The organism is Amycolatopsis sp. NPDC043889 (assembly GCF_056435645.1).
This window is the reverse complement of the sequence record NZ_JBWKEC010000014.1, coordinates 1-12417: the sequence shown is the minus strand read 5'-3', so window position 1 is coordinate 12417 and position 12417 is coordinate 1. Positions and strand designations below refer to the sequence as shown.

The following is a 12417-nucleotide window of genomic DNA, read 5'->3' as shown; positions in this document are numbered from 1 at the left end:
ACCACCCGAAGTCGGCGCGCAGGGCCGCCGCATGAGTTACCTGACGGCCCGGCCGCCCCGAATCGCCTAAGGCTTGATCCCCACACCGCCGAGGCTCAGGTGGTTCAGCTCGGTCAGCGGGGCGAGCCGCGGGCCCTCCGGCCACCATTCGTGCAGGTGGACGACGCCCGGCTCGAGGAACTCCAGCCCGTCGAACAGTGACTCGATCTCGTCGCGGCCGCGGTGCACGGTGCGGTGCCCGGTGCTCGCCATGAGGTCGTCGAGCTTCCGGGCGAGCGCGCCGCGTGCGCCCTCGCCCGGAGTGAAGTCGTGGGTGATCAGCACGTAGGAGCCCGGCGCGATCGCGTCGACGTAGGCGCGGACGACGGCCCGCGCCTCGCCGAGGTCTTCGATGTGGTGCAGCACCGAGTTCAGGATCACCGCGATCGGGCGGTCGAACTCGAGGTGCTGGGCGACCACCGGATCGGCGAGGGTCTGCTCCGGATCGGCCGGATCCGCGCCGCTCACGTGTACGAGGAGGTCCTCCAGCAGCGCCAGCCCGTGCGCCTGGACGACCGGGTCGTGGTCGACGTACACGACCAGCGCGTCCGGGTTGTACCGCTGCGCCGCCTGATGCGTGTTCTCCGAGGTGGGCAGGCCGGAGCCCAGGTCGAGGAACTGGTCGATACCGCGGGCGTCGGCGAGGAAGCGGACCACCCGGTTCGCCCAAGAGCGGAACTCCTTGGCCATCGCCGCGGCGTCGGGGGCGATGGCGAGCAGGTCCTCGACCGCCCGCCTGTCGACCTCGTAGTGGTCGTGCCCGCCGAGAAGGACGTCCTTCATCCGGGCGAGGTTGGGCTTGCTGTAGTCGAGGGGAAGCGGGCGCCTCGGCACAGACCGGACCTCGTCCGAAGTCATGGACACGTTCCACCCTTCAGCCGCGCACGGGCAACGTGAACGCGCCCACGGCTCCCCTCGACATCGACGGACCGTACACAGATTACGACATGGCGTGCATCCAAGTGAACCTCCCCAAGGGCCTTGCCTACCTGCGGCGATCACCCGAAGACGAGCTCACGCCACGTGACACCGCCATCGGTGGTGCGGTACACCGCGGACCCACCTTCGGCGTCGGGAAGGCCGTCCACGACCACGCCGACCCGCTCGTCCGGGAAGTCCAGATCGTTGAGGCAGACGCCGCGGCCGCTGAGCACGGTCGTCGTCCAGGTCGATCCGCCGTCGGCGGTGCTGTGCAGGAATCCGGTGCCGCCGCCTTCCGCCGCGACGGTCGCCGCCGAGGGCGAAGCCGCGCTGAAGCTCTGGTTGATCCCGAGGGTGGGCGCCTGCCCCGTCCCGGTGAAGTACCCGCCGAGCTTCGGCGCGCGCCACAGCCGCCGGACGGTCGCCCCCGGCTGCGGCGTCCCCGGTCCCCCGCTGCACAGCGCCAGCACCTGTCCCCGCCGGACTCCGCTCAGCGAAGCCGTACTGTCCGCCGGGCAAGGCGCCGGCGCGGCCACGAAGGACAGGCCGTCCGACGACGTCCAGTACTTCTGGACGCGGTAGTCCGCCCCCATCGAAACCTGGATCCCGCCGCTGGTGGCGATGTCGCCGTAGGTCGAGGAACCGGTCACGGTGAATCCCGGGACCGGCAGGAGCAGCCGCGTGCCGGAGATCCCGGCGTACAGCGTCGTCGTCGACGGGGTGCCGAATCCGGTGACCATCGCGAACACCCGCGGACCCGCTTCGGCGATCTTCGAAATATAGAAGGGTTCCCGGACCCCGGCGAGGCGGACCTCGGACCATTTGACGCCACCGTCGTGGCTGGCGAGCAGCCTGGTGCCGTCGGAGAGGAACGCGACGCGCTCGTCGACCACCGTGAGTTTGACCTGATTGTGGTTGTCCGGCAAGGAGATCGGCGGTTCACCGACGCGGCGCCACCGCTTCCCGCCGTCGGTGGTCGACAGCAGGGACGCGCACCATCCGGGTTTGCCGCACGGCGAGAACCCGAGGACGAAGCCGTGCCGCGGCCCCGTCCAGCTCGTCGAGGCGGGAGCGAAACCCTTGGGCACCAGCGCATCGGCGGCGGCGGGCGGGGTGAAGACGGCCAGGGCGGTCAGTGCGGTGGCGGCGAGCGCGGCCCACCGGTTCGGCTTCATGACCACGGGACGTCCGGCACCCGCCCGGGTTGCCCGCCGTTCGGGGTGAACCCGCAGATCATCTCCGGTACGCTCGCAAACCTTGTTTCGCCCGGGGCCGGACCGGGTATACGGCGTTCGGCCGGTGAGACGGAGGTAGCACCGATGGACGACGCGGGTGCGCGTGCTGGTGGTGATGAGGAAGAAGACCCCGGGACCACTCAGCGCCGGTTCAGCCTGAACGTCCACGACCCGGACCATTTGCCGCGCAAACTCGCCGGCCGGTACGAGGTCGGGGAGCTGCTCGGCCGCGGCGCGACCGCGCGCGTGTTCCGCGCCTGGGACCTGCGCGAAGGGCGCGAAGTCGCGCTGAAACTGTTCCACGCGGACACGATGGCCAGGGACGAGCGCCGCCGGGAGCAGGAGATCCAGACCCTCAGCGCGGTCCGACACCCCGGGCTCGTCCCGCTGTACGACGCGGGCTCCGACGACGGCTACACCTACCTCACGATGCGCCTGGTCGAAGGCCCGAACCTCGCCCAGCGCCTGCGGTCCGGCCCGCTCCCCCAGGACGAGGTCGTCGAGCTGGCCGCCCGGCTGACCGACGCGCTCGCGCATGTCCACGCGCACGGCATCACCCACCGTGATCTGAAACCGGCGAACATCCTGATCGACGACGACGGTCCGTTGATCGGCGACTTCGGAGTGGCTCACGCCTTCGACGCGACCAGGGTGACCGAGACCGGCGGCGTCGTCGGAACGGCGGCGTACATGGCGCCCGAACAGGTCCGCGGCGAGAACGTCGGCCCGCCCGCCGACATCTATTCGCTCGGCCTCGTCCTGCTCGAATGCCTGTCCGGGGAGCGGGAGTACACCGGGACGCCGGTCGAGGCCGCGGTCGGGCGGCTGCACCGCCCGCCCCGAATCCCCGGCGGACTGTCGGCGACCATGACGACCTTGTTGCGCGGGATGACCGCGCGGAAGCCGTCGCAGCGGCCGACGGCCGCGGCCATCTCACGGATCCTGCTGGAGGATTCCACCGGGACGAAGGTGGTCCGGCTCGCGCCCGCGACCCGTAAGCGAGCGGCCGTGGTCGCCGCCGTCAGCGCGCCCGCCGCCGCGATCACCCTCGGCGTCATGCTGGCGCTCAACCAGACCGGGGTGCCCGCGCCTGCCCAGCCGAACGGAATGGTCCCCCCTGCGGTGACCGGATCGTCCGGCCCGGCGGCAGGCCGGGGACCGCAGTCCTCGGAGGCCGTCGAGGTGCCCACCCGCGGCCCGAAGGCGAGCAACGGCACGGTCGTGGTCACCGAAGCCGTCCCGGCTTCCGCGAAGCCGACCGGCACCACCGGAAGCACCAGCGCCACCACGGCACCGGACGGCACGACCGCTTCGAGCGACCGGCCCAGCACGTCGACGAAGCCGAGCAAGGGCAGGCCTGGGCCTCCGACGAAGAGCAGCAGGCCAGGGCCCCCCGGCTGAGCGACCGCGCAGCAGAGTGTGTCCACTGTGGACGATGATGGGAGACGGCGATGACCTACATCAACGACCCGCGAGAGCCGCAGGAAGAGATCGTCGAAGAGACACCCGCCAGGATCCGCGTCGTGCGTGTCGTCAACGCCGTCGTCCACGCGGTGTGCTGGATCTTCGCGCTGGTGCTGATCGTGCACATCCTGCTGGTGTTCGGCGAAGCCAACCCGGGGAACGGGTTCGCGCGGCTGATCGATCAGTGGTCGCGCGCTGTCTCGCTCGGCCTGCGGAACCTGTTCACCCCGGAAGGCCTCAAACTGCGCACCCTGTTCAACGACGGTCTCGCCGCGTTGCTGTGGCTGATCATCGGCGGCGTGGTGACCGACCTCGTCTCGCGGATCGGCCTCCCCGGCCCGAAGCGGGTCTGGTACCGGCGATCGCTCAGTTGAGCGAGCCCGGCTTCCCCTCCGGGGCGTCACCCGCCTGGGCCTGCTCGACCTGAGCGTCGGTGACCTCCGGGGCGGCCGTGGTCTCCGCGGGCCGCGGGCGTTCCGGCTCGTGCTCGGTCTCGAAATGCTCGCGGCACCAACGGCCGTAGCGTCTGGCATGCACGGTCATCGCGGCACCTCCTTCTCCGCCACCCACGATCCCTCAGATCTGTGACGTGCGCCACTCGTTTATCCGGCGAACGCGGTGACGATCGCGGCGCAGAACGCGGGCAGGTCGTCCGGATTGCGGCTCGACGTGAGGTTGCCGTCGATGACGACCTCCTGGTCGACGACGGTGCCGCCGGCGTTGCGGATATCGGTGCGCACGCTGGGGTACGACGTGAGCGTGCGGCCGCGGACGACGTCGGCCTCGACCAGCGTCCACGGCCCGTGACAGATCACGCCGACGGGTTTGCCGCTGGTCACGAACTCGCGCACGAAGCGGACCGCGTTCTCGTCCGCGCGCAGATTGTCCGGATTCATCGTGCCGCCCGGCAGCACTAGCGCGTCGAAGTCGTCGACCGTGACGTCCTTGACGACGCGATCCACGGTGAACTTGTCCGCCTTGTCGATGTCGCCGTTCATGGCCTGGATCTCACCGGGCTCCAGCGAGACGACTTCCGCCGTCGCCCCGGCGTCGGTGACCGCCTTGCGCGGCTCGACCAGCTCGACCTGTTCCACGCCGTCCGCGGCGAGGATGGCCACGCGGCGTCCGTTCAGCGATGTCGCCATCGGGTTCCCTCCTGAGGTCGTCGTCGCTCTCGGACTACCCCGGACCGCGACCGCCGAACCATGGGTATGAACTCCCGCCGCGGCGGGTATCAGCTCCCATGCGACTTCGGCGAGCGGACCTGGGGTCCCCCGGTATCCGGAGGCGGCGCGGAGGTCGTGGTTTCGGCTACCTGACCCCGGATGGCGAGCCGCTGAAGGACAGGGAAACGATCGAGCGGATCGACCGGCTGGCGATCCCGCCCGCGTGGCGGCGCGTGTGGATCTCCCCGCACGAGAACGCCCACATCCAGGCGGTCGGCATCGACGATGCCGGGCGGAAGCAGTACCTCTACCACCCCGAATGGCGACGGGCCCGGGACGAGGAGAAACACGAGCGCGTCCTCGCGCTGGCACGAAAGCTGCCCAAGCTGCGCGAAGTGGTCCGGGAGGATCTCGACTCGCGCGGCCTGAAACGGGAACGCGTGCTCGCCGGCGCCCTGCGCATGATCGATCTCGGGGTCTTCCGCACCGGCGGCGAAAGCTACGCCGACGAGCACGGCACCCACGGGGTGGCGACGTTGCTGTGCGAACACGTCGAACTCCGCGGCGAATGCCTGGTGTGCGACTACCCCGCGAAGCACGGCATCCAGCGGAAGGTCCGGCTGCGGGACGAGGCACTGGCACGGCTGGTCCGCTCCCTCCGGCGGGTGCGGGGCGGCGACGTGCGCCTGCTCGCCTATCGCAACGGTGACGGCTGGCACGAGGTGAAGGCCGACGACATCAACGACCGGCTCCGGGAAATCGTCGGGGACGGCTTCACCGCCAAGGATCTGCGCACCTGGAACGCCACCGTCCTGGCCGCGTCGGTCTTCGCGGACACGGAAAAACCCTCCAGCGAACGAGGATTGAAGCGGGTCGAGAAGGCCGTGATGACGGAAGTCGCCGAAGGGCTCGGGAATACGCCCGCCGTGGCGCGGAGGTCCTATGTGGACCCACGGGTGATCGAGGCGTACCGGCGGGATCGGACCGTCGAACGCGCGGTACGGCGAGCCGCGAAGGCGGCCAGTCCCGACGAAGCCCGCGGCATCGTGGAGCGGGCAGTGGTGCGGCTACTGAACGGGTCGTGAGGCTTCGATGGCGAGGACGGCGATGTCGTCGTGCGCCCCGCTGCCGAGCCATTCCCGCACCGCGGAACGGATCCGGGCGACGACCTCGCGGCCGGACAGCCCCTGGCACCCGGACAGCAGTTCACGCAGCCGTTCGTCCCCGAACAGGTCCGGCGGCCGCTCGTGGTGCCGCGCTTCGGTGATCCCGTCGGTGTAGAGCAGGCAGACGTCGCCCTCGGCCAGCCGGATGGCCGTCTCGGCGAACCGGGCCTGCGGCGAGATCCCGACCAGCGTGCCGGGCAGGGTGATCTCGTCGACCCCGCCGCGGCGGCGCACCACCAGCGGCGCGGGATGCCCGCCGGAGGCCAAGGTGACGTCGAGACCGTCTTCGCCCGCCAGCACCGAACCGAGCACCAGCGTGGCGAACCGGCCGCTGCCGCCGGTGATGAGCAGGGAGTTCAGCAGGCTCAGCAACGTCGTGTTGTCGTGCTCGACGAGGTCGAGCGCGGCGAGGGTCTGCCGGACCCGGCCGGTGAGCGCGGCCGCCTCGGCACCCTTGCCGCAGACGTCGCCGAGGACGAACATCGCGCCGCCGCCTTCCCGCGGCAGGACGTCGTAGAAATCGCCGCCGACGTCGAGCAGGCCGCCCGAGGGCTCGTACCAGACGTCGAACTTGGCGCCGTGGACGTCCGGGGGCGGCGTCGGGCGCAGCGTGGTCTCCAGACCGCGAGTGGCCTCCTCCTGGCGGGCGTAGCGGTGCGCGTTCGCCAGCGCCGTCCCGGCGGCGCGGGCGAACTCGGTCACCGCTCGCGGGTGGTCCTCGCCGAACGCGGGCGCGCCGCGCCTGCCGAGCACCACCGCGCCGGTGACCCCGGATCCGCCATCGAATCCCAGTGAGACCACGGTCACCGACGAATGGACGGCGAGCCGTTCCGCGACGATCGCCGGCAGGGTCGCGATCTCCTCCTCCGGGACCGCCTTGGCTTCGAGTTCGTCCGTGGAGGCGAAGGTGCCGGCGAGCACCGGCGCCAGCTGGGCGGGAACGCGCCTGATCCGGCCGTGCCCGTGGGTGGTGCGGTGATCGCAGCTCCACCACTCCCACCGGCCGCGAGTGGTCGGCAGCAGCACGAAGACACAGTCGGCGAGTTCGGCCGCGGCGACCTCGGCGATCACCTTCGCCGTCCCGTGCCTGCCCCGCGCGGAGGCGAGCCTGGGCGCCGAGGCGGCGAGGAAACCGTCCACGCGCGGGCCGTCGGCCGCGACCGCGGAGGTCACCGTCCACGCGTGCCAGCCGCCGGGCAACGTCCGGATCCGCGCGGGGAACCGGCGGCCGGTGTGCTCGACATGCCCGACGTCGGGGCCTTCGGCGGTGAGCACCGGGCGGCCGCCGCCGAACAGCTCACGGGCGGCGGGATTCGACCAGCGCAGCGCGCCGCCGACGTCCTGCACGAGCACCGCGTCACGGACGTCTTCGAGCAGCTCGCGCCAGAACCGCCCGGATTCGGGCAGGGCTCCCTCACTCGTCGGGGGCGACGACTCCGAGGGGAGCGACGTCGAGGCCGGGGCGGGCCGTGACACCATTCCCGGACCTCCTCCTGCCTTGCGGGTAGCGCAGTGTGAGCGGGCGGACTGGCTCGAAGTGTAGGTCGAATCATGGCACGCTGATGCGACGACCATGGCTTGGCATGCGTGGTGGAGAGGGTCGACACAGATGACACAGCACTCCCAAAGGGACCGGATCCCCGTGGAAGGTGGTGGCGGCCAGGTGGACGAAGCGACCCTGGAACGCCTGCTCGCGGCGGCTCGTGACCTCGGGGACGGCAACTTCCGGCGGCGGCTCGTGGCGCACGGGGACGGACTCGCGGCCCAGCTCGCGGGCGCCTTCAACGACATCGCCGAACGGAACCAGCGACTGGTGACCGAACTCCTGCGCGTCCGCGAGGCGGTCGGCAAGGAAGGCAGGCTGACCGAGCGGGTGGCGGCCGAGATCGGCCCCGGCGGCTGGGCCACCGCGGTGGATGTCGTCAACGGGCTGATCGAGGACGTGAGCAGGCCCACGGCCGAGCTCAACCGCGTGCTCGGGGCGGTCGCCGAGGGCGATCTGTCCGAACCGATGCCGCTGGAAGTCGGCGGGCGGCCGCTGCAGGGTCAGTTCGCCGAAGTCGCGAAGACGGTCAACGGCCTGATCAAGCAGCTTTCGCGGTTCGCGACCGAGGTCACCAGAGTGGCCCGCGAGATCGCCACCGAAGGACGGCTCGGCGGGCAGGCCGAGGTCCCTGGCGTGGCGGGCACCTGGCGTGATCTCACCGACAACGTCAACGTCATGGCCAGCAATCTGACCGACCAGGTGCGCAACATCGCCCAGGTGACCACCGCGGTGGCGCGCGGCGACCTGACCCAGAAGATCAACGTCGACGCGCGCGGCGAGATCCTGGAGCTCAAGAACACCGTCAACATCATGGTCGACCAGCTCTCGGCGTTCGCCGACGAAGTGACCCGCGTGTCCCGCGAGGTCGGCAGCGAAGGCCGTCTCGGCGGTCAGGCGCAGGTCCCCGGCGCCGCGGGCACGTGGCGCGACCTCACCGACTCGGTGAACCTGATGGCGGACAACCTGACCGACCAGGTCCGCAACATCGCCCAGGTGGCCACCGCGGTCGCGCAGGGCGACCTCTCGCAGAAGATCAACGTCGACGCCAAGGGCGAGATCCTCGAACTCAAGAACACGCTGAACACCATGGTCGACCAGCTGTCCTCGTTCGCGGACGAGGTCACGCGGGTGGCGCGCGAGGTCGGCAGCGAAGGCCGTCTCGGCGGACAGGCGACCGTGCCGGGCGTGGCGGGCACCTGGCGCGGGCTCACCGACTCGGTGAACCAGATGGCGGACAACCTGACCGACCAGGTCCGCAACATCGCCCAGGTCACCACGGCGGTGGCGAAGGGCGACCTGACGCAGAAGATCACGGTCGACGCGCGCGGCGAGATCCTCGAACTGAAGACGACCGTCAACACGATGGTCGACCAGCTCTCGGCGTTCGCCGACGAGGTCACCCGGGTCGCCCGCGAGGTCGGCACGGAAGGTCAGCTCGGCGGCCAGGCGCAGGTGCCCGGGGTCGCCGGGACCTGGCGCGACCTCACCGGGTCGGTCAACTTCATGGCGAACAACCTCACCGCGCAGGTCCGGAACATCGCCCAGGTGGCGACGGCGGTGGCGAAGGGCGACCTGTCGCAGAAGATCGCCGTCGACGCCAAGGGCGAGATCCTCGAACTCAAGAACACGCTGAACACCATGGTGGATCAGCTGTCGGCGTTCGCGGACGAGGTCACCCGGGTCGCCCGCGAGGTCGGCAGCGACGGGCGGCTCGGCGGTCAGGCTCAGGTGCCCGGCGTGGCCGGGACGTGGAAGGACCTCACCGACAACGTCAACTTCATGGCGAAGAACCTGACCGACCAGGTCCGGAACATCGCCCAGGTCACCACCGCCGTCGCGAAGGGCGACCTGACGCAGAAGATCATCGTCGACGCGCGCGGCGAGATCCTGGAGCTCAAGAACACCGTCAACATCATGGTCGACCAGCTGTCGGCGTTCGCCGACGAAGTCACCCGGGTGTCCCGCGAGGTCGGCACCGAGGGCAAGCTCGGCGGCCAGGCCCAGGTGCGCGGTGTCGCCGGGACATGGAAGGACCTCACCGACAACGTCAACGTCATGGCCACCAACCTCACCGACCAGGTGCGGAGCATCGCGACGGTGACGACGGCGGTGGCGAACGGCGACCTGTCGAAGAAGATCTCGATCGACGCGCAGGGCGAGGTCGCGGTCCTCGCCGAGACGATCAACAGCATGGTCGAGACGCTGCGCGCCTTCGCCGACGAGGTCACCCGCGTCGCCCGCGAGGTGGGTACGGAAGGCATCCTCGGCGGCCAGGCCCGCGTGCCGAACGTGGCGGGCACGTGGAAGGCGTTGACGGACAACGTGAACGTCATGGCCGACAACCTGACCGGCCAGGTCCGCAGCATCGCGACGGTGACCACCGCGGTGGCGCAGGGCGATCTGTCGAAGAAGATCGACATCGACGCGCGCGGCGAGATCCTCGAACTCAAGACCACCATCAACACAATGGTCGACCAGCTCTCGGCCTTCGCCTCTGAAGTCACCCGCGTCGCCCGCGAGGTCGGCACGGACGGCACGCTCGGCGGTCAGGCGGAGGTGCCCGGTGTCGCGGGCACGTGGTCGCGGCTGACCGAAAGCGTAAACCAGCTGGCCGGGAACCTGACCACGCAGGTGCGGGCGATCGCGCAGGTGGCCACCGCGGTGACCGCCGGCGATCTGACCCGGCACATCACCGTCGACGCGTCCGGGGAGGTGGCCGAGCTCAAGGACAACATCAACCAGATGATCGCGAACCTGAAGGAGACCACCCGCGCGAACCGCGAGCAGGACTGGCTCAAGACCAACTTGGCCAGGCTGTCCGCGCTCATGCAGGGCCACCGGGACCTCGCGTCGGTGGCGTCGTTGATCCTGTCCGAGCTGACCCCGCTCGTGTCGGCGCAGCAGGGCGCGTTCTTCCTCGCCCGCGAAGACGAGCAGGAAGAGGTGGTCCTGGAGAGCATCGCGACCTACGGGCTGGCGAAATCCCAGACGGGCCTGCGGTTCTCCCCCGGCGAGTCGCTCATCGGACAGGCCGCCGTCGACCGCCGCACGATACTGGTCCACGAAGCCCCGCCGGAGTACGCGCTCATCTCCTCCGGGCTGGGTTCGGCCGCGCCGGTCAACGTGATCGTGCTGCCGGTGCTGTTCCAGGGCGAGGTGCTCGGGGTGCTGGAACTGGCGACCATCAACGCCTTCAGCACCGTCCACATCGACCTGCTGGAGCAGCTGAAGGAGACCATCGCGGTCAACGTCAGCACCATCCAGTCGAACTCGCGCACCGAGGCGCTGCTGACCGAATCCCAGCGCCTGGCGCAGGAACTGCGCGCGCGGTCCGAGCAGTTGCAGGCGCAGCAACGGGAACTGCGGCGGTCCAACACGGATCTGGCGGAGAAGGCGGCGCTGCTGGCGCAGCAGAACCGCGACATCGAGGTCAAGAACAGCGAGATCGAACAGGCGCGGCAGGAACTCGAAGAGCGTGCCGGGCAGCTGACCATGGCGTCGCAGTACAAGTCCGAGTTCATGGCGAACATGTCGCACGAACTGCGGACCCCGCTCAACAGCGCGCTGATCCTCGCGAAACTCCTTTCGGAGAACCCGGACGGGAACCTGTCGGAGAAGCAGGTCCAGTTCGCCCGGACGATCTACTCGGCGGGCAGCGACCTGCAGCAGCTGATCAACGACATCCTCGACATGGCCAAGGTCGAGGCCGGTCACCTGGACCTGCAGATGTCCGACGTCACGCTGCCCGAACTGGTCGAGTACGTCGAATCGATCTGCCGTCCGCTCACTTCGGACAAGGGCCTGGAGTTCGCCGTCCTGATCGACCCGCCTGTGCCGTCGTCGATCCACACCGACGAACACCGTTTGCAGCAGGTACTGCGGAACCTGCTGTCCAACGCGGCGAAGTTCACCGACGAGGGCGGGGTGCGCCTGCACATCCGGATGGCCGATCCGGGCGAGGTCGAAGCCGACTCGCTCCGCAACGCTCCCGGCGTCCTCGCGTTCGCCGTCGAGGACACCGGGATCGGCATCGCGCCGGACAAGCTCGCGATCATCTTCGACGCGTTCCGCCAGGCCGACGGCACCACCAGCCGCAAATACGGCGGCACCGGGCTGGGGCTGTCGATCAGCCAGCAGCTGACGGAACTGCTCGGCGGCGAACTGCGCGTCCGCAGCGAACCCGGCAAGGGCAGCACGTTCACCCTGTACCTGCCGGTGAGCGCGGCGAACCTGGTGGTCCCGACCACCGCCGCGGCCGACGGTGTCCCGCTGATCATGGCCGTGCCGCAGGTGGCCCCCTCCGCGCCGTCACAGCGGTTCCACGGCGAGAAGATCCTGATCGTCGACGACGACCTGCGCAACGTCTTCGCGCTGGCCGCCGTGCTGGAGCGCAACGGCCTGGAGGTCATCTACGCCGAGACCGGCGTCGCGGGCATCCGGGCGCTGGAACGGCACGAGGACACCGCGCTCGTCCTGATGGACGTGATGATGCCCGAACTGGACGGCAACGCCACGATCACCGCGATCCGCGCCGAGGCCGCACACGAAGACCTGCCCGTGATCGCCGTCACGGCGAAGGCGACCGCGGAGGACAAGGCGCGGACGCTCGCTTCGGGCGCGGACGACTACGTGACCAAGCCGGTCGACACGGACAAGCTGCTGGACCTGATCGCCGCGCACCTCGAGGCGGATGCCGCCTCCAGCGGCCTCTCGCAGGCCGTGACGGGCGCCGGTGACGAATCGGAAGTCGGCGCGGACTGAGACTTCGGTCCAGGTGGTCGTGGGTGGGGTTTTTGGTTTTCCCCCCAAAAACCCCCCCCCCCCCCCCCCCACCCCCCCCCCCCCCCCCCCAAAAAACCCCCCAGGCCGGGGGCTTAGGG

Annotated in this window: 9 protein-coding genes; 4 read left to right on the top strand and 5 right to left on the bottom strand. The window is 70.1% G+C overall.

The window, feature by feature from the left end:
* Positions 1-66 precede the first annotated feature (66 nt).
* Both AC0685_RS24255 and AC0685_RS24250 read right to left on the bottom strand, forming a co-directional pair.
* Positions 67-897: an SAM-dependent methyltransferase gene (locus tag AC0685_RS24255; RefSeq protein ID WP_478227626.1), complete on the bottom strand. Its 831-nt coding sequence runs from the start codon at positions 895-897 to the stop codon at positions 67-69.
* A gap of 140 nt (positions 898-1037) precedes the next feature.
* Positions 1038-2135 (bottom strand): sialidase family protein, encoded by a 1098-nt coding sequence (locus AC0685_RS24250; protein WP_478227625.1) that lies wholly within the window; start codon positions 2133-2135, stop codon positions 1038-1040.
* A 144-nt stretch (positions 2136-2279) separates the two neighbouring features.
* Between AC0685_RS24250 and AC0685_RS24245 the strand changes: the two genes are divergently transcribed.
* The gene (locus AC0685_RS24245) at positions 2280-3596 is read left to right on the top strand and encodes a protein kinase domain-containing protein (protein WP_478227624.1); all 1317 of its coding nucleotides are present in this window, start codon (positions 2280-2282) and stop codon (positions 3594-3596) included.
* Between the two features lie 50 nt (positions 3597-3646).
* Positions 3647-4033, top strand: coding sequence for a hypothetical protein (locus AC0685_RS24240; protein ID WP_478227623.1), 387 nt, complete (start codon positions 3647-3649; stop codon positions 4031-4033).
* On the opposite strand, the gene AC0685_RS24235 is transcribed toward AC0685_RS24240, so the two are convergent.
* Together AC0685_RS24235 and AC0685_RS24230 are read right to left on the bottom strand one after the other, a co-directional pair.
* Positions 4026-4202, bottom strand: coding sequence for a hypothetical protein (locus AC0685_RS24235; RefSeq protein WP_478227622.1), 177 nt, complete (start codon positions 4200-4202; stop codon positions 4026-4028). The two genes, AC0685_RS24240 and AC0685_RS24235, sit on opposite strands and share 8 nt — an antisense overlap.
* A gap of 59 nt (positions 4203-4261) precedes the next feature.
* On the bottom strand, positions 4262-4804 hold the full coding sequence (locus AC0685_RS24230; RefSeq protein WP_340687645.1) for a type 1 glutamine amidotransferase domain-containing protein: 543 nt from the start codon (positions 4802-4804) through the stop codon (positions 4262-4264).
* A gap of 98 nt (positions 4805-4902) precedes the next feature.
* Here AC0685_RS24230 and AC0685_RS24225 point away from each other — a divergent pair, with 98 nt between their 5' ends.
* Complete coding sequence (locus AC0685_RS24225) at positions 4903-5910, top strand: DNA topoisomerase IB (protein WP_478227621.1); 1008 nt, start codon at positions 4903-4905, stop codon at positions 5908-5910.
* Here the strand turns inward: AC0685_RS24225 and AC0685_RS24220 are convergent.
* Positions 5893-7470 carry a SpoIIE family protein phosphatase gene (locus tag AC0685_RS24220; protein ID WP_478227620.1) on the bottom strand — a complete coding sequence of 526 codons (1578 nt, stop codon included), beginning with the start codon at positions 7468-7470 and terminating at the stop codon, positions 5893-5895. The two genes, AC0685_RS24225 and AC0685_RS24220, sit on opposite strands and share 18 nt — an antisense overlap.
* Before the next feature lie 130 nt (positions 7471-7600).
* On the opposite strand from AC0685_RS24220, the gene AC0685_RS24215 reads away from it, so the two are divergent.
* Positions 7601-12298 (top strand): HAMP domain-containing protein, encoded by a 4698-nt coding sequence (locus AC0685_RS24215; protein ID WP_478227619.1) that lies wholly within the window; start codon positions 7601-7603, stop codon positions 12296-12298.
* Positions 12299-12417: the final 119 nt, after the last annotated feature.

What these genes read in the sequence shown, in the direction of transcription:
- AC0685_RS24215 (WP_478227619.1), top strand. Translation starts at nt 7,601, where the DNA reads ATGACACAGCACTCCCAAAGGGACCGGATCCCCGTGGAAGGTGGTGGC.
- AC0685_RS24225 (WP_478227621.1), top strand. Translation starts at nt 4,903, where the DNA reads ATGCGACTTCGGCGAGCGGACCTGGGGTCCCCCGGTATCCGGAGGCGG.
- AC0685_RS24255 (WP_478227626.1), bottom strand. Translation starts at nt 897, where the DNA reads ATGACTTCGGACGAGGTCCGGTCTGTGCCGAGGCGCCCGCTTCCCCTC.
- AC0685_RS24235 (WP_478227622.1), bottom strand. Translation starts at nt 4,202, where the DNA reads ATGACCGTGCATGCCAGACGCTACGGCCGTTGGTGCCGCGAGCATTTC.
- AC0685_RS24250 (WP_478227625.1), bottom strand. Translation starts at nt 2,135, where the DNA reads ATGAAGCCGAACCGGTGGGCCGCGCTCGCCGCCACCGCACTGACCGCC.
- AC0685_RS24240 (WP_478227623.1), top strand. Translation starts at nt 3,647, where the DNA reads ATGACCTACATCAACGACCCGCGAGAGCCGCAGGAAGAGATCGTCGAA.
- AC0685_RS24220 (WP_478227620.1), bottom strand. Translation starts at nt 7,470, where the DNA reads ATGGTGTCACGGCCCGCCCCGGCCTCGACGTCGCTCCCCTCGGAGTCG.
- AC0685_RS24230 (WP_340687645.1), bottom strand. Translation starts at nt 4,804, where the DNA reads ATGGCGACATCGCTGAACGGACGCCGCGTGGCCATCCTCGCCGCGGAC.
- AC0685_RS24245 (WP_478227624.1), top strand. Translation starts at nt 2,280, where the DNA reads ATGGACGACGCGGGTGCGCGTGCTGGTGGTGATGAGGAAGAAGACCCC.